A 21,580-nucleotide genomic window follows, 5' to 3' on the forward strand; every position below is an offset into this window, starting at 1 on the left:
TTCAACTTCTACAGAGTGTAGAACACAGGTCGAACACTGTAAACACGGTTGCATGCACATCGGAGGAACGCAATCACCCGCGACGCGCCGAGCGTTCTACCTCATGTAGAAACGAAGGACCAAACACGATAGATTTGAAGTTGCAGTATTGGAATCACGGCACGGGCCGGGCAGCCGGCCCTTGGCAGTGCGTTGTCAAAAGGATGTACAGATGGCAAGTCTTGGGGAACTGGAACGCGCGGTCATGGACCTGCTCTGGGCGGGCCACGAAGCAGCCACGGCCAACACGCTGCGTGACCTGCTTGCGCAGAGCACGGCAGCGCATGGCGGAGCAGCAGGGCACGAGGGCAAGGACCTGGCGGTCACCACCGTACTGACGGTCCTGTCGCGCCTGGAAAAGAAGGGCCTCGTGGAACGCGAACGCGGCACCCGGCCGCACCGCTACCAGGCTGTATCCAGCCGCGAAGACCACACCGCCGAACTCATGCACGAAGTGCTGGGTTCCGCCCCGGACCGCGAGGCCGTGCTGGCCCGGTTCATCGGTTCGGTGACGGAAAGTGAAGCCGAGACGCTGCGCAAACTGCTTGGCCACAGCTAACACCTGATGTTCTGGACCTCATATTTCCTGGCGGTCCTGGCGATAGTACTGGCCTGGCCGGTACCTATCCTTCTTTCGCGCGCCCACTGGCCGGCGCGCGACCCGTTCACGGCCATGGTGCTGTGGCAGGCCATCGCCCTCGCCGGTGGCCTGTCCATGATCGGCGCCATGCTGGTCTACGGCCTCGAGCCCGTAGGCGACAACCTGATTGCGGGCCTCCGCGCGCTGGCAGGCATGGTGCTGTTCGCGGCGCCCACCACCGCGCTGGGTTTCTGGCATCTCTTCGCGCTCTCCGCGGCAGCACTGCTGACGGCGCACCTCGTCTTCACGCTGCTGCTGACCTATTACAAGATTGAGCGCCAGCGCCGGCGCCACCGCGAGCTGCTGGCCCTTCTGGCCTCGCCGTCCGACGACGGGCCCGGCACGGTGGTCATCAGCCACGATTCCCCGGTGGCGTACTGTCTCCCGGGCGGCGCCCGCTCCGTGACGGTCCTCTCCGACGGGCTCATGGCGGCCCTTGAACCGGCGGAGCTGCGTGCCGTCCTGATTCACGAAAACGCCCACCTCACCCAGCGCCACCACCTGCTGCTGTGGGCCTTTGCTGCGTGGCGCCAGGCGCTGCCGTGGCTGCCAACCACGCGCCTCGCCCAGGAAGCCGTGAACTCCCTGATTGAAATGCTGGCGGACGACGTCGCCCTCAAGACCGAGAGCAAGGCCACCCTGATCAAGGCCATCGCCATCGTCGCGAGCGGCTCGGCGGCACCCAATGGGGCCGCCGTGGTCGAACCGGCAGGCCTTGCGGGCGCAAGCCTCGAGCTGCCCGACGGTGCCGGCGGCGCCGGCCCGGCAAGTACGACGGCGTCACGCGTCAGCCGCCTTCTCTCACCTAAGCCCCCGCTCGCCGGCGGCCTCCGGGCAGCCGTCCTTGCCGTGTGCACGCTGCTGCTGGCCATGCCCACCGCCCTGCTGATCGTTCCCGGCCTGCTGGGCTGAGCTGGTCCTAGGCGCCGGGGTGCCACGGCTGAGCCGGCGCCGGGCGCCGGCTCATGGGAGCCGAGCCTTAGGCGTCGATGCGTTCGCGGTCCAGGCTGGAGGCACCGGCGATGATGAAGTCCTTGCGCGGCGCGACGTCCGATCCCATCAGCAGGTCGAACGTGTGTTCCGCCTGCTGCGCATTCTCGATGTTGACCTTGCGGAGCATGCGGTGGCGGGGGTCCATGGTGGTCTCGGCCAGCTGCTCCGCGTCCATCTCGCCCAGGCCCTTGTAGCGCTGGATGGGCTCCTTGTACTTCCTGCCTTCGGCGGCGAGTTTGGCCAGCAGGCCGTGCAGCTCGGCCTCGGAATACGTGTAGATCATTTCGTTGGCCTTCTGGCCGGGGTTGATGACTTCCACCCGGTGCAGCGGCGGAACAGCAGCGAACACCCGCCCTTCCTCCACCATGGGCCGCATGTACCGGAAGAACAGGGTGAGCAGCAGCGTACGGATGTGGGCGCCGTCGACGTCGGCGTCGGTCATCAGGATGACCTTCCCGTAGCGGGCGGCTTCGATCGCGAAACTCCGACCGGAGCCGGCCCCGACCACCTGGATGAGGGCCGCGCACTCGGCGTTCGAGAGCATGTCGCCCACGGAGGCCTTCTGGACGTTGAGGATCTTGCCGCGGATCGGCAGCAGTGCCTGGAAGTCGGAGGAGCGCGCCAGCTTGGCCGTGCCCAGGGCCGAGTCACCCTCCACGATGAACAGTTCGGAACGGGCGACGTCGTCGGTGCGGCAGTCGGCCAGCTTGGTGGGCATCGACGACGACTCAAGCGCTGTCTTGCGGCGCTGCGTCTCCTTGTGGACGCGCGCCGAGATGCGCGACTTCATCTCGCTGACGATCTTTTCCAGAAGCAGCGCCGACTGGGCCTTGTCGTTGCGGTTGGCGGAGTTGAGCTTGGCAGCGATCTCCTTCTCCACCACGCGGGCCACGATTGCCTTGACCGCCGAGGTGCCGAGGATTTCCTTGGTCTGGCCCTCGAACTGCGGCTCGGCGAGGCGAACGGTCAGGACAGCCGTGAGTCCGGCGAAGATGTCGTCCTTCTCGATCTTGTCGTTGCCAGCCTTGAGTTTCCGCGCATTGGCTTCCACGGTTTTCCGGAACGTCTTGACCAGGGCCTGCTCGAAGCCGGCCTGGTGGGTGCCGCCCTTGGGGGTGGAGATGATGTTCACGAAGCTGCGGACGGTGGTGTCGTAGCCGATCCCCCAGCGCAATGCGACGTCCACTTCGCAGTCGCGTTCCACTTCCGCGATCTTGCTGTGGCCCTTCTCATCCAGGACGGGGACGGTTTCCTTGAACTTGCCGGCGCCATGCAGGCGCCAGACGTCCGTGACCCCGGAATCTGCGGCGAGGAAGTCCACGAACTCGGAGATGCCGCCGTCGTGGTGGAAAACTTCCTCGTGCGCCCCGAGCTCGCCGGGGGTGCCGGGGAGCTTGCGTTCGTCGCGGACGGTGATCTTCAGGCCGGGGACCAGGAAGGAGGTCTGGCGGGCACGCGCGGTGAGTTCCTCGTAGGAGAAGCGGGCATCCGGCGTGAAGATCTGGGTGTCTGCCCAGTAACGGATGCGTGTTCCGGTGACGCCGCGCTTGGCCTTGCCGACGACGTCGAGGACGGAGTCCTCGACGAACGGCGCGAAGGCGGCGGTCGGGTTGGGGCGGCCGTTGTCGTTGAAGCGGCCGGGCTCACCCCGGCGGAAGGACATCCTGTACGTCTTGCCGCCCCGGTCCACCTCGGCGTCAAGACGCGCGGAGAGCGCGTTGACGACGGAGGCGCCGACGCCGTGCAGGCCGCCGGAGGCGGTGTAGGAGCCGCCGCCGAACTTGCCGCCTGCGTGGAGCTTGGTGAAGACGACTTCGACGCCGGTGAGGCCAGTCTTGGGTTCGACGTCGACGGGAATGCCGCGGCCGTCGTCGTGGATCTCTACGGAGTTGTCTGCGTGCAGGATGATCTTGATGTCGTGGCCAAAGCCGGCCAGCGCCTCGTCAACGGAGTTGTCGATGATTTCCCAGAGGCAGTGCATGAGGCCGCGGGAGTCCGTGGATCCGATGTACATGCCGGGGCGTTTGCGCACGGCCTCCAGCCCCTCCAGCACCGAAAGGTGGCGGGCGGTGTAATCAGAACTCGGTGCCACAGGTAGTGAACTCCTTTGGGGAACAGGCCGGATCGGCGTTAAAAAGCTCCCTCTAGCCTAGTCCCGATGCCGCCAAATGCCTGACTGCCACTCCCGACACGGGTCACCGCTCCCGGCGTTCGTTACGCACACGTGATACGCGGACAGCGAAAGTGACCCATCCTTGCCATGGAATGGCCGCGAATGCTGGTTATATAGATGTACAGATCTACTAAGGAGGCCGACATGACAACAGCAGTTGCCGACCGCACGCTAACCGCAGCTGACCGGTGTGACCGTTGCGGAGCGCAGGCATACGTCCGGGTTGTACTCGAGTCCTCCGGAGGTGAGCTGCTCTTCTGCGCCCACCATTCACGCGCCGTCGAAGCGACCCTTAGGCCGCTCAGCTCTGACTGGCACGATGAGACGGACCGGCTGCACGAAAAGGCACCGGTTCCGGTCGACTAGCCAACAAAGCGTAAAGCCAGGATCCCCGCGCGGGGGTCCTGGCTTTTTCTTTGCCTGCGCTGCCGCGGCCCCCGGTGGCTTTCTCTTCGCCAGTTCTTCCAACTTGCGGCGCCCAACTGTGTAGCAGCACAGGGCGTTCTCAGCGCTGGGAACGCCCTGAAATGCTACCTAGTTTTCGTTCTCAGAGGATCAAGAAAACTTTTGGATCCAGCCCGCATGCATGCAGCCCGAGGCGGGTGACTGTTGCCGCGGCCACTTCGGGTAGTGCGGACAGCTGCGCGCGGCGTCTGAGCCGCCGGGATGGATTCCTTGTAGCTGAGGGCACAGGCAAGCGCAGCACTCCGCGCCAGCGTTTTAGCCCTGCCGGTTCAACCCTCCTGCGCTGCGGCCGCATTCGTGTGCGGACCGTGGATCTCCTACGGGCCAGACCAGCCCCCGCAAGACATGGCCGCGCTAGGACGACCGCCCGCCGGCCGCACGATTGGCATCCCTGGCCGCTCGGGCCACAACTTGGCCCGGCACGACAAAGGCCAGGCCTGCCGCCGATGTCCGGCGAAAGGCCTGGCCTTTTGTTCGCGTTTCCTAGTCCAGGTAGTCCCGCAGCACCTGCGACCGGGACGGGTGGCGGAGCTTGGACATGGTCTTGGATTCGATCTGACGGATGCGCTCACGCGTAACGCCGTAGACCTTGCCGATTTCGTCTAAAGTCTTCGGCTGGCCATCCGTGAGGCCGAACCGCATGGCAACGACGCCGGCTTCGCGCTCGGACAGGGTGTCCAGCACGGAGTGCAGCTGTTCCTGCAGCAGGGTGAAGCTCACGGCGTCGGCCGGAACGACTGCTTCGGAGTCCTCGATGAGGTCACCGAACTCGGAGTCGCCGTCCTCGCCGAGCGGCGTGTGGAGCGAAATCGGCTCGCGGCCGTACTTCTGGACTTCGACGACCTTCTCGGGCGTCATGTCCAGCTCGAGCGCCAGCTCTTCGGGCGTGGGTTCGCGACCCAGGTCCTGGAGCATCTGGCGCTGGACACGGGCCAGCTTGTTAATGACTTCCACCATGTGCACCGGGATACGGATGGTGCGGGCCTGGTCCGCCATGGCACGGGTGATGGCCTGACGGATCCACCAAGTGGCGTAGGTGGAGAACTTGAAGCCCTTGGTGTAGTCGAACTTCTCGACGGCACGGATGAGGCCGAGGTTGCCTTCCTGGATGAGGTCCAGGAACAGCATGCCGCGACCGGTGTAGCGCTTGGCCAGCGAGACAACGAGGCGGAGGTTGGCCTCAAGCAGGTGGTTCTTAGCGCGCTTACCGTCATGGATGATGAACTCAAGCTCGCGCTTGTACTTCGCGTCCATGGAGCCGTCATCGGCGGCGATCTTTTCTTCGGCGAACAGGCCGGCCTCGATGCGGAGCGCCAGGTCAACTTCCTGTTCGGCGTTAAGGAGGGCTACCTTACCGATCTGCTTCAGGTAGTCCTTGACGGGGTCGGCGGTGGCGCCGGCCGACATAACCTGCTGGACAGGTGCGTCGTCGTCGTCAGCGTCAGAGTAAACGAATCCCGAACCGGTAGGCGCTGCGGCTTCCTTGCCGGCCTCGTCGGGTTCATCGACCAGATCAGCGGTGTCCGGCTGCGCGTCGTCGAGGTCCTCCTCGACTTCCAGGTCGGCATCGTCATCGGTGGTTGAGCGGCTTCCGGCAGCTTCGGCTGCAGCCTTGGCTCCGGGCTTGGGTCCGCGCTTCTTGGGCTCGGGCTTCCCAGCGGCACGGGTGGCTGCACGCTTGGCGCTGGATGCCGCCGGCTTCTCCTCGGCAGTGTCAACGGCCAGGGCGGCGGGTTCCTTCTTCGCGGAAGACGGGGTCACAGAAAACCTTTCTAGCGGCGGTCTGTGGAGTCACCTTCGGGCAACACCACTATGACCCTGTCAAGTCCGTGATTGACATCAGATGCAACCGACCGACAGGGCCACTAAGTAGAACTGCCGGGGCGGCTGCAATGTTCCCGTTTGGGATCCACTGCAAGCATTGATTCACGGACCCAACCGGGTCTCGGCCTCCATTGTCTCACGATTTTCCGCGCCGGGGGCCGACCGGGCGGTATTGCGCCCTGTCCGTGGGGTCGTGTCGGCTCCGGCGGCACCAGATCTGCCTCCAAATTCGGCGCCTATGCCGCTCTGCGCCGGGTGCTGTCGGGGGCGGTGTCGCACTGGGCTGTGTCGGACTAGGCTTCGTCCGAACCAGGCGGGGTCGGACTAGGCAGCGTCATCGGCTGCTTCGGACCGGGCGGTGCCAAATCACGCGGTGCCGAACGCGAGCGTCGAACTAGGCGGCATCCGATCCAAATTTCTGCCAGGCGGCCTCGCGGCGCCCTGCCCAGCCGCAAATTGTTCCGCGCCGGACCACCTCAGACAGCAATTCGGCCAGCCGGTATCCCGGGCTGGCTTCCAGAGCCCTGGTCAATGATGCGTGCGCGAAGGAACCTCTCCCCCGGCACCATTCGATCCAGCCCGTCGCCGTCAGTGCCGCAGCCTGGGCCTCGCCCCCGCCGTACGACGACAGCTCCTGCATCAAGGCCTCCAGGCGTTTCAGCGTGTCCCAGTCCGGCACGGGCGGGCTCAGGCCCAACAGGACTTGGCCGTAACCGGGCAGGGCATCCGGGCTGTCGTCGGAAGCGGCCACCTCGCCGGGACAACCTGGGGCCGCGGCCTGCTGGTGCCGGCTGGCGCTCTCTTTTGTTCCGGGTAGCTGTCCTGCTCCGGATGCCGAAGATGCCTCCCGGACGTCGGGCACAGGTTCGGGCAGACCTCTCGGAGCGGGGCACGTCCCAGGCAGTGCCGGACAGGACACGGGCAGATCTGTCCCAGCAGAGAAGATCCCGAAGGCATCGGCCCCCGACGCCGCCGCGGCGCGCCCGGCAGCGGCCATGACCAGGACCGCGTCCCGCCAGGCCGGAATACGAAGGGACGCGCGGAGGAACCCGGCGATTTCCGGTTCGAGGCCGCTGACCGTGCCAGTTGCAGCTGGCCCGTAGCCACGGGGAACGGCTCGGCTTGAGACGGCGTCAGCCGAAAGGGCGTCAGGCGAAAGGGCTTCGAGCGAGAAGGTCTCCAGCGCGGCTGCCCAGACGTCAAGGACCGCATCGAACTGCGCCCGAAGAGCCCCCTTGCCGGCCAAGGCCAGAGTCCATTTGCCTTCAGCTGCCATGACGGCCACATCGTCGGCCGCAGATGGATCGGCATTCCCGGGCGACGCGGCCCCGGGCGGCGCACCGACGCTGCTGCCCAGATACACCATCTCCGCGTTGAGCCGGCTGTCACGGATCTCGGACACGGGGCGACCCGGCGGCGGGCAACAACTGCTGTCCGTGCAGTACACGTTGCGCCAATAGTCTTCGCCGACGGACCAGGCATCGCGCACGGGCATGCCAGCAAGCCCGAGGGCGCATTCCAGATCGGCGAGCAGGGGCCGAAAGGACGGTGCTGCACCCCTGTGGGGGTCGCCGTCGTCAAAGCCGCCGTCGTCAAAGCCGTTGCCGTCCAAACCGTTGTGGTCAGAGCCGTTGTGGTCAAAGCCGCCGGCGCTGAAGAAGACCAGCAACGTGCCGTCAGCTTCCTTGTCCGCCAGCAGGTACTCCGCGACCGTCCGGGCAAACGCCTCCCGGCTACGGCGTCCGGCGCCCTCCGGGAGGTCGACGCGAAGCGTCGCTCCGAGGCGTTTGCCCTGCATGGTCATGGCTACGAGGCTGTCTGACGGCCAATAGCCCAGACTGTGCGGGATGTAGCCAAGAATGTCTTCGGGTCCGCTGATTGTGAGATGCTCCGGTGCTGTCATGGAAACAGCTTCCGTCGGCGGTCACGGTAGGTGCGACACAAACATCTCGTATGTGGATCCCTGAGCTATGTGGACAACGGAGCGCCTGTGGAGGACGGGCCCCGAGCGCAGCCGCCACTGTCGGCCGTCCCCAGCCACCAGCCACCAGCCACCAGCCACCAGCCACCAGCGGCGAGCCTAGTCGCGGGACAGGGTCCTGCGGCGGGCAATCCGTTCCCGGCGCTGCTGGGCCATTGCCTGCAGGAGCGGCGGCACCACGACGCCCTGCGCGGCCATCTGCCGGCGGACCTTGCGACGGACCACCAGCATGGCGACAGAACCGACGCCGAGCAGCAGGAAGTGCACACAAAGCGCGATGCGGAACGGCTCCAGGCCATAGAGCTCCCCGCGGGAAAAACCCGTCGAGTTGAGGATGTCCAGCACGGCGCCGATCAGGTAGATGGCCATCAGCGCCGCGAAGAAGCCGCCCACGTTAACGATGCCGGTAGCGGTCCCGATCCGGTGCGCCGGGTTGAAGGTACGCGCGAAGTCGAAGCCGATCATGGATCCCGGGCCGCCGATGGCCAGCACCACAATAAGAAGCGCCAGCAGCCACAGCGGCGAGCGGCCCGGATACAGCAGCACCGCCGCCCAGGCCGCAGCCGTGGCAGCGACGAGGAGGAGGACCATGGTGGAGCGCCGCAGCGGGTGCCGCGCAACGAAACGCCCGATCAGCGGCCCGGCGCCGATGGCACCGGCCACGTACAGGGACATGAGCGAGGCGACGGTGCCGGCGCTGAGGCCCTGGGCCGAAATCAGGAACGGGTAGCCCCACGTCATCGCGAATACCGTTCCGCTGAACTGGATGGTGAAGTGGCTCCACATCCCCAGCCGCGTCCCCGGCTGCTTCCACGCGCGCGAGAGGGACACGCCGGTGGCGCGCAGCCCCTTGGCAGCCTCCTGTCTGGGCGTTCCGGGCGGCACGTCCTGCAGCATCAGCACCACGAGCACGACGGCGACTCCGGAGAATCCGGCCAGCGCAAGGAACGCCGGGGTCCAGCCCGCGGTGTGAAGAATAAAGGCGAACGGCACCACGCTCAGCAGCTGGCCGAGCTGCCCGGACATGCCGGTCAGCTGGGTCAGCAGCGGAACCCGGGCGGGCGCGAACCACAGCGGAATCAGCCGGATCACGGAAATGAAGGTCATGGCGTCGCCGGCACCCACGAGCACACGGCCCAGCACGCCTGCCGGAACGCTGTCGGCAAATGCCAGCTGCAGCTGGCCCAGGCCCATCAGCAGGGCGCCCCCGGCAATCATGGCCCGGGAACCGAACCTGTCCACCAGGACGCCCACCGGAATCTGAAGGCCGGCGTATACCAGCAGCTGCAGCACCGTGAAAAAGGAGATGGCCGAGGCGCTGGCATGGAACCTCTCGGTGGCCTCGAGACCGACCACACCGAACGACGTACGCTGCGTCACGGCCACGAGGTACGAGAAGATGCCAATGGACCAAATGAGCCAGGCGCGGGGTGCAGTCACCCTTTTATTATCCCCGGCGCGGACAAAAATACTATTTAATTTGCCCGGTTTTGACCTTTCAGTGACGAGTCTTATGCCGCCCCGTGACGGGGCTTACGGCGCGGGGTTTTCCCGCGCCAGGTAAGCCTCTACAGCGGCGCCCAGTGCGTCGCCGTCGGGCAGTTCATCATTTTCGTTGGCGAGCAGGGACCGGCGCACCGTGCCCTCGGCCTTTTCGTCATAGCGGGCCTCGAGGCGGGCCACCACCTGCTGGACTTCCTCGGAGGCCTCGATCTGCTCGGCAATCTGCCGCCCGACTTCCCGGCCCGACTCGCGCAGCCGGTCGGTGGGCAGCATCAACGAGGTGGCGGCGCCCAGGTACTCCAGTCCCGCCACTGCGGCGGTGGGGTACTCCGCCTCGGCAAGGTAGTGCGGCACGTGGATCACGTACCCGGCAACGTTGCGGCCGGCGTCCGTCAGGCGGAGCTCCAGGACATGCCCGACGGCGGCGGGCACCTCCACGGTGGGCTTCCAGGAGGAGATGCCCTCAATAAGTTCGGGCCGGTTGCCGTGCACGGTCACCCCGACCGGACGGGTGTGGGGCACGGGCATGGGAATCGAATGGATCCACGTCACCAGGTTGACGTCCAGGGCTTCGACGATCTGCACCACGGCACGGGCGAAGCGTTCCCACTGCAGGTCCGGCTCGAAGCCGGCAAGGAACAGGAACGGCTTGCCCAGCCCGTCAACCAGCCGGTACAGGGCCAGGGTGGGCGGCTGATAGTCCTGCAGGTGGTCCTCAACAAAGGTCACATGCGGACGCCGGGACCGGTAGTCCATCAGCTGGTCGGCATCGAACACGGCGACCCGTTCGGAGTCGAGGGTGTCCAGCAGCTCGTCGGTGATCTGCCGGACCACGTGGCCGGCATCGGCGAAGCCGGTAAAGCCCATCACCAGATTCAGCCCGCGGAGCTCAGGGTTATGGAACAGTCCAATGTTCTTGGCATAGAGCGCGTCGGGGTCCAGCAGCGAGCCGGAAATCCTTTCAAACACGGCGAGTTCCTTTCGTGGTCGGGGTTAATCTTCATAACGCCCGGAACAGCGGCGTCATTCCTCGGGGTGTTGTGGCGAGGCTCTCAACCGGCCCGACTCCCCGGCGCTCCCGCGCAGTTTCGGAACGAGAGACTACGATCGGAATTGGCTCTTTTGCCTGCGCTCCCTGCCCGAATAATCACAGAGAATTGAGGACCGATCCTCGTGGTCAAGAATACTGAAATCAACCTTAGTGCCATTGCAAGGGACCTGAAGAAGGCGGCAAGTGACGCGGTGGTCATCGGCGTCGGACAGGGCACGGACGGCCCGTTCCTGCTGGAAAACCCGCTGACCGCGAAATCTGCCGAGGCCCTGACCGATTCCCTGAAGGTTCTCGGCATCACCGGCGCTCCCGACCAGGCGGTGCGCCTTCCCGGGCTTCCGGAGACAGGCTCGGGCATCCTCGTGCTGGCCGGCGTGGGCAAGGTCGACGCCGGAGGAAGGGTTTCCGGGGAGGCGCTGCGCCGCGCTGCCGGCTCCGCCGTCCGCCAGCTTGCGGGCCTGTCCTCGGTCACGCTGGCGTTCCCGACGGCGAAGGTCGCCGATGTTGCGGCCATCGCCGAGGGTGCCGCGCTGGGCGCGTACTCCTTCACCGAATTCCGGTCTTCCAAGGACGGCATCAAGGATCCCGTGGCCGACGTCGCGATCTTCACCGAACTGGCCGGCGACAAGGACCTGAACGCCGCACTCGACCGTGCGCGCCTGCTGGGCAAGGCCGTCAACGCCACCCGCTCGCTCGTCAACCAGCCGCCGAGCCACCTCTACCCCGAGTCGTTCGCCGAGGCCGCCAAGGACCTTGCCAAGGGCCTGCCCGTCAAAGTCACCGTGTGGGATGAAAAGCGCCTGGAGAAGGAGGGCTTCGGCGGCATCATGGGCGTCGGCAAGGGCTCCGCCCGGCAGCCGCGCCTCGTGAAGGTGGAGTACTCCCCCGCCAAGGCCACCAGGAAGATCGCCCTGGTCGGCAAGGGCATCACCTTCGACACAGGCGGCATTTCCATTAAGCCGGCCCTCGGCATGGGCGACATGAAGAGCGACATGGCGGGGGCCGCCGTCGTGCTTAATACGGTGCTGGCCATCGCCGGCCTGGGGCTGCCCGTCAAGGCAACAGCCTGGCTGTGCATCGCCGAAAACATGCCCTCCGGCGCCGCCTCGCGTCCGGCCGACGTGCTGACCATGTTCGGCGGGAAGACGGTGGAGGTCCTGAACACCGACGCCGAGGGCCGGCTGGTCATGGCCGACGGCATCGTCGCGGCAAGCCAGGAGTACCCGGACGCCATCATCGACGTCGCCACCCTGACCGGCGCACAGCTGATCGCGCTCGGCAACCGGACCGCCGGCATCATGGGCGCGGACAGCGTGACCGGCCCGTTGAAGGCCGCCGCCGACAGGGCCGGCGAGCTCGTGTGGCCCATGCCCCTGCCGGAGGAGCTGAGGCCGAGCCTGGACTCCCAGGTGGCGGACATCGCCAACATCGGTGAGCGCCATGGCGGCATGATGACGGCGGCCGTGTTCCTGCGCGAGTTCGTGGGCAAGGACAAGGGCGGCCAGACCATCCCGTGGGCGCACATCGACATCGCCGGACCGTCCTTCAACAACGGGGCACCCTACGGCTACACGCCGAAGCAGGGCACCGGCTGCACCGTGCGCACGCTGGTGTCCTACGTCGAGGATCTCCTGGCCTGAGTCCGCGTGCCGCGTGAGTCGTCGTGCTGAGCGGCTGTGCGGCAGCGTGATCCGCTCGCCACACAGCCGCGTGACACTCGACACAAGCGCTCCACAAAAGCACCGGCAAGGTGGAGCATGGATAAGTGGTTCGCTAAGGTGAACCACGGTAGTCACAAATGAAAGGGAAAAGGCCTGCTGGCATAATCACGGCAGAGCAATTTCCAAGACCAGATGATGCGTACTCTCGTGTCATCGTTCACGCGAGGGAGCGTCTAAGTGGCCGATCAGGCAACTGCGCAAGAATTCGACATCCTGGTACTCGGTGGTGGCAGCGGCGGGTACGCCACGGCTCTCCGGGCCGTCCAGCTTGGCTTCACCGTTGGCCTCGTGGAGAAGGGCAAGCTCGGCGGAACCTGCCTCCACAACGGCTGCATCCCCACCAAGGCGCTGCTCCACTCGGCCGAACTGGCTGACCACGCACGCGACTCCTCCAAGTACGGCGTGAACGTCACCCTGGACAGCATCGACATCACCGCTGTCAACGCCTACAAAGACGGCATCATCGCCGGCAAGTTCAAGGGCCTCCAGGGCCTGATCAAGTCCAAGGGCATCACTGTCATCGAGGGTGAAGGCAAGCTGCAGGGCACCGACACCGTCGTCGTGAACGGCACGGCCTACAAGGGCAAGAACATCGTCCTCGCCACGGGTTCCTACTCGCGCACGCTGCCGGGCCTGGAAATCGGCGGCAAGGTCATCACGTCCGATGAAGCACTCACCATGGACTACATCCCCAAGAGCGCCATCATCCTGGGCGGCGGCGTGATCGGCGTCGAGTTCGCTTCGGTCTGGAAGTCCTTCGGCGTCGACGTCACCATCGTTGAGGGCCTGCCCTCGCTGGTCCCCAACGAGGACGCAGCGATCGTCAAGAACTTTGAGCGTGCCTTCAAGAAGCGCGGCATCAAGTTCTCCACCGGTGTCTTCTTCCAGGGCGTCGAACAGAACAACGACGGCGTCAAGGTCACCCTCGTTGACGGCAAGACTTTCGAAGCCGACCTCCTCCTCGTCGCCGTGGGCCGCGGTCCCGTCACCGCCAACCTTGGCTACGAAGAGGCCGGCCTCACCGTCGACCGCGGCTTCGTCATCACCAACGAGCGCCTGCACACCGGCGTGGGCAACATCTACGCCGTCGGCGACATTGTCCCCGGCGTCCAGCTCGCCCACCGCGGCTACCAGCAGGGCATCTTCGTGGCCGAGGAAATCGCTGGCCTGAAGCCTGTCATCGTCGAGGACGTCAACATCCCCAAGGTGACCTACTCCGAGCCGGAAATCGCCACCGTCGGCTACACCGAAAAGGCCGCCAAGGAGAAGTTCGGCGACGACCAGGTGGAGACCCAGGAGTACAACCTGGCCGGCAACGGCAAGAGCTCCATCCTCGGCACCGGCGGCCTCGTGAAGTTGGTCCGCCAGAAGGACGGCCCGGTGGTGGGCGTCCACATGCTCGGTTCCCGCATGGGCGAGCAGATCGGCGAAGCCCAGCTGATCGTGAACTGGGAAGCCTACCCGGAGGATGTGGCCCAGCTGCTGCACGCCCACCCGACCCAGAACGAGGCCCTGGGCGAGGCCAACCTCGCCCTGGCCGGCAAAGCCCTTCACGGCTAACTCGTTCCGCAAGACAACAGGGCCTGGTGCACCGGCTCGACCAGCAGCGTGCACCAGGCCCGAATAATGCAGCAATCATCCGCACTTTTACATAAATAAGGAGAACGGGGACGACATGTCTGAATCCGTTAACTTGCCCGCCCTCGGTGAGAGCGTCACCGAAGGAACTGTCACCCGCTGGCTCAAGCAGGTAGGTGACCGGGTAGAGGTGGACGAACCGCTGCTCGAGGTCTCCACCGACAAAGTAGACACTGAAATCCCCTCTCCGATCGCCGGCGTCATCGAGGAAATCCTCGTCGCCGAAGACGAGACCGCTGAAGTTGGCGCCCCGCTGGTGCGCATCGGTGACGGCTCGGGCGGCGGCGCTGCCGAAGCCCCCGCCGCCGAAGAGGCGCCTGCTGCTCCCGCCGAGGAAGCACCGGCTGCAGCACCCGCCGAAGAGGCACCTGCCGCTCCTGCTGCCGAGGCACCGGCCCAGGAAGCACCTGCAGCCGCTGCTGCGCCCGCGTCCTCCGGCGAAGGGCACGAGGTCACCCTGCCGGCCCTGGGCGAGAGCGTCACCGAAGGCACCGTCACCCGCTGGCTCAAGGCTGTTGGCGACACCGTGGAAGTTGACGAGCCGCTGCTCGAGGTTTCCACCGACAAGGTCGACACCGAAATCCCGTCCCCGGTGGCCGGCACGCTGCAGGAAATCCGCGTCAACGAGGACGAGACCGCCGAGGTTGGCTCTGTCCTCGCGGTCATCGGTTCCGGCGCCGCTGCCCCTGCTGCGGCTCCCGCAGAGGCTCCTGCCGCCCCGGCTGCGGAACAGCCGGCACCGGCAGCTGAAAAGCCCGCACCGGCAGCTGAGAAGCCCGCCCCCGCCCAGGAAGCAGCCCCCGCGCCTGCTCCCCAGGCAGCACCGGCTCCCCAGGCAGCGCCCGCACCGCAGGCTGCTCCGGCCGCAGGCGGCGAGTCCGGCTACGTCACTCCCCTGGTGCGCAAGCTCGCCAACCAGCACGGTGTGGACATCGCCTCCGTCTCCGGCACCGGCGTCGGCGGCCGCATCCGCAAGCAGGACGTGCTGGCCGCCGCTGAATCGAAGGCAGCCCCGGCCGCCGCCCAGGCAGCCCCCGCCGCCGCTTCCGCAACTCCGTCGGCCGCAGCGTCCTCGCTGCGCGGCACCGTGCAGAAGGCTCCGCGGATCCGCCAGGTCATCGCCCGCCGCATGCGTGAGTCGCTGGATGTCTCCACCCAGCTGACCCAGGTGCACGAAGTGGACATGACCAAGGTGGCCAAGCTGCGCCTCAAGGCCAAGAACTCGTTCCAGGCCCAGAACGGCACCAAGCTCACCTTCCTGCCCTTCATCGCCAAGGCCGTGGCCGAAGCCCTCAAGCAGCACCCCAAGCTCAACGCTGCGTACGACGAGGACAAGCAGGAAATCACGTACCACAACGCCGAGCACCTGGCGATCGCCGTCGACACCGACAAGGGCCTGCTGGTTCCGGTCATCTCCGACGCCGGCAACCTGAACCTCGCGGGCCTCGCCGGCAAGATCGCCGACGTTGCAAACCGCACCCGCAGCGGCAAGATCGGCCCGGACGAGCTGTCCGGCGGCACGTTCAGCATCACCAACATCGGTTCCGTCGGTGCGCTGTTCGACACCCCGATCATCAACCAGCCGCAGGTCGGCATCCTGGGCACCGGTGCGATCGTCAAGCGCCCCGTCGTGGTCCAGGACGAGAACGGTGACGACTCGATCGCCATCCGCTCCATGATGTACCTGTCCCTCACCTACGACCACCGCCTGGTGGACGGTGCGGACGCAGGACGCTTCCTGCAGACGCTGAAGGCCCGCCTCGAAGAGGGCGCGTTCGAAGCGGACCTGGGACTGTAACCCAGGGACAGTAGCCAACTGCCAATAACGACGGCGGTGCGGGCACCGGTGAAATTGTCACCGGAAGGCCCGCACCGCCGTCGTTGATTAAACCGCCGGGCCACTTTTAAACCGCCGCCGGGGCACGCGCGGATTTGCTACAGGACGTAGAACAGACTGGCTAAGCTGGAGCCATGACTATTCTCTTCAACATTCTGGTGTTCCTGCACGTCGTCGGTGCCGCCATGATCGTGGGCTACTGGATCGCCACGATGAAGCAGCCCACCGTGCACCCCCGCCAGCGCGACGGAGCCTTCCTGCAGCTGCTCACAGGCATCGCCATGATGGGCCTCCTTCCCCTCATGCCCGACGCCCACCCGAACTACGCCAAGCTCGGCATCAAGTTCGTCATCGCCGTCGTTGTGGCAGTCCTGGCCGTCATTGGGGCGCGCAAGGTCAAGAACGGGCAGCCCGTCTCAACCGGCCTCGCACACGGCGTTGGCGGGCTGGCGCTGATCAACGTCGCCATCGCCACCCTGTGGAACTAACCCGGGGAACCAGCCCGGAACCAGCCGCAAATCCGGCGGTTCGGTCATAATCCTCTGACAGCGGACAACCCGTGCACCGGAGGGACCGAATCCATAGGATTGGTAGCGGCGGGGCAACGGCTGCTGCCGTATCCCCGGATCGAATCAACGTTGAGGAGTGACATGGCTACAACACGCAACGCGCACACTGTATGGACCGGCAGCCTGACGGAAGGCTCAGGCAACACCACCCTGGACAGCTCGGGCCTCGGCACGTTCGACGTCACCTGGAAGGCCCGCACCGAAGCGGCAGGCGGCAAGACCAGCCCCGAAGAGCTCATCGCCGCGGCACACTCCGCATGCTTCTCCATGGCGTTCAGCCACGAGCTCAGCCAGGCCGGCTTCACCCCGGACGAGGTCAACACCAAGGCCGAGGTCGGCTTCCAGCCCGGCACCGGTATCACCGGCAGCCACCTGACCCTGAACGCCCGCATCCCCGGCATCTCAGAAGAGGATTTCCAGCGCATCGCGGAATCCGCCAAGAAGGGCTGCCCGGTATCCCAGGCCCTGACCGGCATCGAGATCACCCTGGACGCCATGCTGGCCTCCTGATCCCTTAAAGCCCGAAGGCCCTGTTCCGCTGGAGAAATCCAGTCGGAGCAGGGCCTTCAGTGCTTTTAAGGCTACCCGTGGTCTACGGCTACGCCTGGCTGTGGCGGCGGGCCGGCAGCGGCTCCGGACGCAGCCGGCGGTAGCCCTCGCGGAGCGGAGGCCGGTCCGTGGGGAGCTCCTGCACCATCTCCTTCAGCGCTGTGATGCCGGACTCCAGCTGCGGGTCCCGGCGGGCCGCGTATGCGTGCGGCGGGAACGTCACCTCGATGTCCGGAGCCACGCCGTGGTTTTCGACGCTCCAGCCCACGCCGCCGCCGAACCACGTGGCGTAGCGGGGCTGGGTCACGCCCGTTCCGTCGGCCAGGGTGAAGCGGTTGTCGATGCCGACGACGCCGCCCCACGTGCGGGTGCCGATCACCGGGCCGATGCCGCGAAGCTTGGACACCTGGGTGATGATGTCGCCGTCGGATCCGGCGAATTCGTCGGCCAGGATGATGACCGGCCCGCGCGGTGCGTGGTGCGGGTACGTGCGGGGCTTTTCGCCGCGGGGCATGCTCCAGCCCGTCACCTTCCGCCCGATCAGTTCGGCCACGAGCTGGGAGGTGTGGCCGCCGCGGTTGCGCCGCACGTCAACGATCAGGCCGTCAAGGGCCGTCTCGGTGTCCAGGTCGCGGTGGAGCTGCGCCCAGCCGTTGGCCAGCATGTCCGGGATATGCAGGTAGCCGAACTTGCCGTCCGATGCCTCGCGGACCGTGCGGCGGTTGGCGTTCACCCAGTCCTGGTACCGGAGACGTTCCTCATCCCTGATCGGGACGACGGCGATCCGGCGCTGGACTCCGGCGGACTCGCCGTGGCCGGCGCCGTTGCGGATGGTCAGTTCCACTGCGCGCCCGGCCGCGCCCACCAGCTGCATGGCCGGGGTCAGCGACCCGGTGAGACGCACGCCGTCGATCGCCAGCAGGACGTCCCCGGCCTTGGCGTCGGCGCCCGGCCGCGTCAGGGGTGACGTGGCCAGCGGGTCCGACGACTCCCCGGCCAGGATGCGCTCGATCTCCCAGCCCTCACCGGTGAAGGCGAGGTCGGCACCCAGCCGGCCCTGGCCGTTGCTGCCGTTCTCAACGGCTGCCGCCGGGCGCACGTAGGCGTGCGACGTGCCGAGCTCGCCGTGCAGCTCCCACAGCAGGTCCACCAGATCGTCATGGGAACCGAGCCGCTGCACGAGCGGACGGTAGCGGGCGTGGATGGAGTCCCAGTCCTGGCCGGCCATGTCCTCGGTCCAGAAGAAGTCGCGCTGCAGCCGCCACGCCTCGTCGAACGCCTGGCCCCACACGCTCAGCGGATCCATCAGGACGCGGATACGGGTGAGGTCCACCTTGACCAGCTGGCCGGAGTCCTCGTCGGCCTTGGCGTCGGAGGGCACCACCCGGACCTGCTTGTCGTGGACCAGGACCACCTTCTTGCCGTCGCCGGAAAGCCGGTAACTGTCCAGGGCCTCCACGAGGGTGGTGCTCTTGCGCTTGGCCAGGTCGAAGCGGACCAGGCTCGGCGCCGCGTTCTTGTCCTCCAGGCTCGCCCGGCCCTCCCCGGTGACGCCGGCCAGGGCGCTGTCGAGCCACAGCAGCGCACCCTGGGCGGCGGTCAGGTCCGAGTAGTTGCCCTGCGGAACCGGGACGCTGATGACCCGGTGGGCGAGGCCCTCGGCGTCCACGCGGACGTCGGCCGGTGCATCGTCTTCACGGGCCGCGTCAGACCGCGCTGCCTTGCCGTGCGCCTCGTTGCCGTGCTCCTCCCCGCCGTCTGCGAGGGCCACGGTGGGGCCGAACGGCGACGCCGTGTCCGCCGCCAGCGCCACGAGGTAGGGCTTGATCGGGCTGGGGAAGGACAGGTCGAAGGAATGTCCATCGTAGACCGGATCGAAACTGCGGTTGGAAAGGAAGGCAAGGAACTTGCCGTCCGGGGAGAACGACGGCGATTCGTCCCGGAAGCGCCCGTCCGTCACCTCCACGATGGCAGGCTTTTCAGGGACGCCGGAGCGGACCAGCCGCAGGCGGCTGCGTGAGCCAAACGATGTCACCGGTTCGGACCAGGCGAGCCAGCCGGAGTCCGGCGACCAGGCAAGGTCCTCAATGCTGCCCTCGCCGATGCTGGTCACCGCCGTCAGTGAGCCGTCCTGGGTGTCAGCAATATAGAGGTCGCCAAAGGCGGTTCCGATCGCGATCCACCGGCCGTCGGGGCTGGCTTCGATGGCGCTGGCGCGTGAAGGCTTGGGGAACCGGACCGTGAGCGGGCTCGGCCCGGCAGCCACTGTTCCCGCTGCTTGGCTGGCCGCGGTCCCCGCTGCTGCCTCCGCCGGGGCGAGATCGGCCGCAGCATCGTCGGCCACCGGCTGGGTTGCGCGGGCAGCTGCAGGACGGGGTCCCGCCACACCGGCGGCGGAAACGGGGCTGGGCAACGCCATCGCAGGAGACGCGGGTTCCTGCTGGTCTGCCCCGGACGTAGTGTCCGGCGCCGCATTGGTCTTGGCCGCCTGGGTTGCTGGGGCTGCGCCGCCGTGTGCCGGGACCTGCGGGGCAATTTCCCGGATGAACAGGGCCTCGTCGCCGTCGTGATCTGCGACGTAGGCGATGCGGCCGTCGCGAAGGGGTCGCGGCAGGCGGGCACGGACGCCGGCCGTCGCTTCCACAACCCGGGACGGCCCGTCCTTGTGACGCAACCAGTGGATGGTTCCGTGCGATTCAACGGCGCTTGCTTCCCCGGAGGTGTCGGGCCGGACGTCGCCGAGGTGCTTGGAGACCTTGAGGAGTGAGGGGCGGCGGCCCTGGGATGCGGATCCGAGCGTGACGTCCAGCCGGACGGCCTCGGACCCAAGGTCATGCAGGAGCCAGAGCTCACCGGCCGATTCGAAGATCACGCGCTTGCCGTCGGTGGAGGCGTGGCGGACGTAGAAGTCCTCGTGGTCGGTGTGGCGCCGCAGGTCCCCGCCGCCGGGCAGGACCGAGTACAGGTTGCCGTAGCCTTCGTGGTCCGAGAGGAAGGCGATGCGCCCGTCCACCCACATGGGATCGGCGAGGTTGCCGTCCAGCTCGGGCACGAGGCGTTCAAATTCGCCGTTTCCGTCGCTGTCGATCCAGAGCTTTCCGGCCGTGCCGCCACGGTAGCGCTTCCACCAGGCCGGTTCACGGGACAGCACGCTGCCCACCACCACCGGCTTTTCGTCCCCGATTTCCGGCCCGAAAGCCACGGACTCAACAGGCCCCAGCGGGAGCTCCTCGGCCCAGCCGCCTTCGGTGGACAGCCGGTAGGCATGCGTGTGGCGGCTCTCGGCCTGGCGGAACGCGCTGGTGACCACGATGTCCCCGGCAGGGGTAAAGCCCTTGACCCGGGTGGTGCTGTGCCCGAAGAAGGTCAGCTGGCGGTATCCCCCGCCGTCGACATCGGCGATGACCACCTCGGGAGCCGTCCCCTGCACGACCGTCCAGACCAGCTTCTTCCCATCCGGCGTAAAGCGGGGGTTGCGGGCGGGCAGCTGGAGCGAGGAAACACGCCAGGCGCGGCCGCCGCTGAGGGGAGCAATCCAGACGTCGTCCTCGGCCACAAACGTGACCAGATCGCCGTGAACATGAGGGAACCGGAGGTAACTCGAAGAGGTCATCGTTCGATCATAGTCAACGTGACATGCGCCATCGGGGAGGTGCCCTGCCGTGCCGGGCATGGTGAGATGGATCATGCGTATCGTCATGGCCGGCGCCTCCGGGCTCATCGGAACCGCACTCTCCTCCCAGCTCACGTCCGACGGACACGACGTCGTCCGGCTGGTAAGGCGGCCGCCGTCGTCGCCGTCGGAAATCCCCTGGGATCCCGCGAGCGGAACCCTGGACCCGGGCAGCCTGGAGGGCGCCGACGCCGTCATCAACCTCTCCGGCGCCAACATCGGCGCCAGGCCATGGACAGCGCACCGGATCGATGAGCTGTTTCGGTCGCGCCTCGATCCCACCCGGACACTTACCTCGGCGATGCGCCACCTCGACTCCCCGCCCCGGACGTTCATCAGCCAGTCCGGCGCCGGCTACTACGGCGACGCGGGCCACGCCATGCTGACCGAGAACTCCCCCGCCGGGCAGGGCATCATGGCGCGCATCTGCGTCGAGTGGGAAGCGGCAGCCCGCGAGGCCCCAGCAGATGTCCGGGTGGTGACCCCGCGGACGGCAGTGGTGCTGAGCAGGTCGGGCGGGGCCATGGGGCGCCTGCTGCCCCTGCTGCGGGCCGGGATCGGCGGACCTCTGGGCAACGGCCGGCAGTACTGGCCATGGATTACCCTCCCCGACCTCACGTCAGCGTTCGGGTTCCTCCTCACGTCCGGGAACTCGGGCCCCGTGAATGTCGCCGCACCGGAAACTGCCGATGTGAACACCCTCGTGGCCGGATTGGCAAAGGCGCTTCACCGCCCTGCCCTGCTGCGGGCGCCGGCCCCTGCGCTTCGCCTCGTCATGGGCAAGCTGGCCGACGAACTCCTCCTCGCGAGCCAGCGGATCGAGCCGGCACTGCTCAGGGACAGCGGATTCACCTGGCGGCATCCCTCGGTGGCGCTTGCCGCCAAATGGGTGGCGGGCGGTGAGTAGCCGCTGTTCCATCCGGC

15 protein-coding genes are annotated in these 21,580 nt (G+C 66.9%); 9 read left to right on the forward strand and 6 right to left on the reverse strand.

Features of this window, described 5'->3' with window-relative positions; all coding sequences use genetic code 11:
* Positions 1-211: 211 nt before the first annotated feature.
* A complete protein-coding gene (locus R5O87_RS05000; RefSeq protein WP_190603345.1) occupies positions 212-598 on the forward strand; it encodes a BlaI/MecI/CopY family transcriptional regulator in 387 nt (128 codons plus the stop codon).
* A gap of 6 nt (positions 599-604) precedes the next feature.
* Positions 605-1,591, forward strand: a complete 987-nt coding sequence (locus tag R5O87_RS05005; protein WP_410557527.1) for a M56 family metallopeptidase — start codon at positions 605-607, stop codon at positions 1,589-1,591.
* 67 nt (positions 1,592-1,658) lie between these two features.
* On the opposite strand, the gene R5O87_RS05010 is transcribed toward R5O87_RS05005, so the two are convergent.
* Positions 1,659-3,764, reverse strand: a complete 2,106-nt coding sequence (locus R5O87_RS05010; RefSeq protein WP_410557528.1) for a DNA gyrase/topoisomerase IV subunit B — start codon at positions 3,762-3,764, stop codon at positions 1,659-1,661.
* A 225-nt stretch (positions 3,765-3,989) separates the two neighbouring features.
* Between R5O87_RS05010 and R5O87_RS05015 the strand changes: the two genes are divergently transcribed.
* A complete protein-coding gene (locus tag R5O87_RS05015; protein ID WP_111903465.1) occupies positions 3,990-4,211 on the forward strand; it encodes a DUF7455 domain-containing protein in 222 nt (73 codons plus the stop codon).
* Between the two features lie 582 nt (positions 4,212-4,793).
* Here R5O87_RS05015 and R5O87_RS05020 read toward each other — a convergent pair.
* From R5O87_RS05020 to R5O87_RS05035, 4 genes are all read right to left on the reverse strand, one after another.
* On the reverse strand, positions 4,794-6,071 hold the full coding sequence (locus R5O87_RS05020) for an RNA polymerase sigma factor (protein WP_410557529.1): 1,278 nt from the start codon (positions 6,069-6,071) through the stop codon (positions 4,794-4,796).
* 457 nt (positions 6,072-6,528) lie between these two features.
* Positions 6,529-8,037, reverse strand: coding sequence for a DUF4192 family protein (locus R5O87_RS05025; RefSeq protein ID WP_410557530.1), 1,509 nt, complete (start codon positions 8,035-8,037; stop codon positions 6,529-6,531).
* A 177-nt stretch (positions 8,038-8,214) separates the two neighbouring features.
* Positions 8,215-9,555 carry an MFS transporter gene (locus tag R5O87_RS05030; protein ID WP_410557531.1) on the reverse strand — a complete coding sequence of 447 codons (1,341 nt, stop codon included), beginning with the start codon at positions 9,553-9,555 and terminating at the stop codon, positions 8,215-8,217.
* A gap of 93 nt (positions 9,556-9,648) precedes the next feature.
* Positions 9,649-10,587, reverse strand: coding sequence for a proteasome assembly chaperone family protein (locus R5O87_RS05035; protein WP_190603358.1), 939 nt, complete (start codon positions 10,585-10,587; stop codon positions 9,649-9,651).
* A gap of 204 nt (positions 10,588-10,791) precedes the next feature.
* On the opposite strand from R5O87_RS05035, the gene R5O87_RS05040 reads away from it, so the two are divergent.
* From R5O87_RS05040 to R5O87_RS05060, 5 genes are all read left to right on the forward strand, one after another.
* Complete coding sequence (locus R5O87_RS05040) at positions 10,792-12,309, forward strand: leucyl aminopeptidase (RefSeq protein WP_410557532.1); 1,518 nt, start codon at positions 10,792-10,794, stop codon at positions 12,307-12,309.
* A 258-nt stretch (positions 12,310-12,567) separates the two neighbouring features.
* Complete coding sequence (lpdA, locus tag R5O87_RS05045) at positions 12,568-13,950, forward strand: dihydrolipoyl dehydrogenase (protein ID WP_410557534.1); 1,383 nt, start codon at positions 12,568-12,570, stop codon at positions 13,948-13,950.
* A gap of 115 nt (positions 13,951-14,065) precedes the next feature.
* Positions 14,066-15,826, forward strand: a complete 1,761-nt coding sequence (sucB, locus tag R5O87_RS05050) for a 2-oxoglutarate dehydrogenase, E2 component, dihydrolipoamide succinyltransferase (RefSeq protein WP_462836392.1) — start codon at positions 14,066-14,068, stop codon at positions 15,824-15,826.
* A 173-nt stretch (positions 15,827-15,999) separates the two neighbouring features.
* Positions 16,000-16,353 carry a hypothetical protein gene (locus tag R5O87_RS05055; RefSeq protein ID WP_410556702.1) on the forward strand — a complete coding sequence of 118 codons (354 nt, stop codon included), beginning with the start codon at positions 16,000-16,002 and terminating at the stop codon, positions 16,351-16,353.
* Between the two features lie 162 nt (positions 16,354-16,515).
* Entirely contained in the window at positions 16,516-16,944 is a 429-nt protein-coding gene (locus R5O87_RS05060) for an OsmC family protein (protein ID WP_410556703.1), read from the forward strand.
* Between the two features lie 88 nt (positions 16,945-17,032).
* Here the strand turns inward: R5O87_RS05060 and R5O87_RS05065 are convergent, their stop codons facing one another.
* Positions 17,033-20,596, reverse strand: coding sequence for a S41 family peptidase (locus tag R5O87_RS05065; RefSeq protein ID WP_410556704.1), 3,564 nt, complete (start codon positions 20,594-20,596; stop codon positions 17,033-17,035).
* Between the two features lie 73 nt (positions 20,597-20,669).
* Between R5O87_RS05065 and R5O87_RS05070 the strand changes: the two genes are divergently transcribed.
* Positions 20,670-21,563 carry a TIGR01777 family oxidoreductase gene (locus R5O87_RS05070; protein WP_410556705.1) on the forward strand — a complete coding sequence of 298 codons (894 nt, stop codon included), beginning with the start codon at positions 20,670-20,672 and terminating at the stop codon, positions 21,561-21,563.
* Positions 21,564-21,580: the final 17 nt, after the last annotated feature.

The organism is Arthrobacter globiformis (assembly GCF_046536215.2).
Lineage (GTDB): Bacteria > Actinomycetota > Actinomycetes > Actinomycetales > Micrococcaceae > Arthrobacter > Arthrobacter globiformis_E.

Excerpts from the sequence above, each read along its gene's own strand:
- sucB (WP_462836392.1), top strand. The coding sequence starts at position 14,066 with ATGTCTGAATCCGTTAACTTGCCCGCCCTCGGTGAGAGCGTCACCGAA.
- R5O87_RS05055 (WP_410556702.1), top strand. The coding sequence starts at position 16,000 with ATGACTATTCTCTTCAACATTCTGGTGTTCCTGCACGTCGTCGGTGCC.
- R5O87_RS05070 (WP_410556705.1), top strand. The coding sequence starts at position 20,670 with ATGCGTATCGTCATGGCCGGCGCCTCCGGGCTCATCGGAACCGCACTC.
- R5O87_RS05000 (WP_190603345.1), top strand. The coding sequence starts at position 212 with ATGGCAAGTCTTGGGGAACTGGAACGCGCGGTCATGGACCTGCTCTGG.
- R5O87_RS05060 (WP_410556703.1), top strand. The coding sequence starts at position 16,516 with ATGGCTACAACACGCAACGCGCACACTGTATGGACCGGCAGCCTGACG.
- R5O87_RS05015 (WP_111903465.1), top strand. The coding sequence starts at position 3,990 with ATGACAACAGCAGTTGCCGACCGCACGCTAACCGCAGCTGACCGGTGT.
- R5O87_RS05025 (WP_410557530.1), bottom strand. The coding sequence starts at position 8,037 with ATGACAGCACCGGAGCATCTCACAATCAGCGGACCCGAAGACATTCTT.
- R5O87_RS05065 (WP_410556704.1), bottom strand. The coding sequence starts at position 20,596 with ATGACCTCTTCGAGTTACCTCCGGTTCCCTCATGTTCACGGCGATCTG.
- R5O87_RS05005 (WP_410557527.1), top strand. The coding sequence starts at position 605 with ATGTTCTGGACCTCATATTTCCTGGCGGTCCTGGCGATAGTACTGGCC.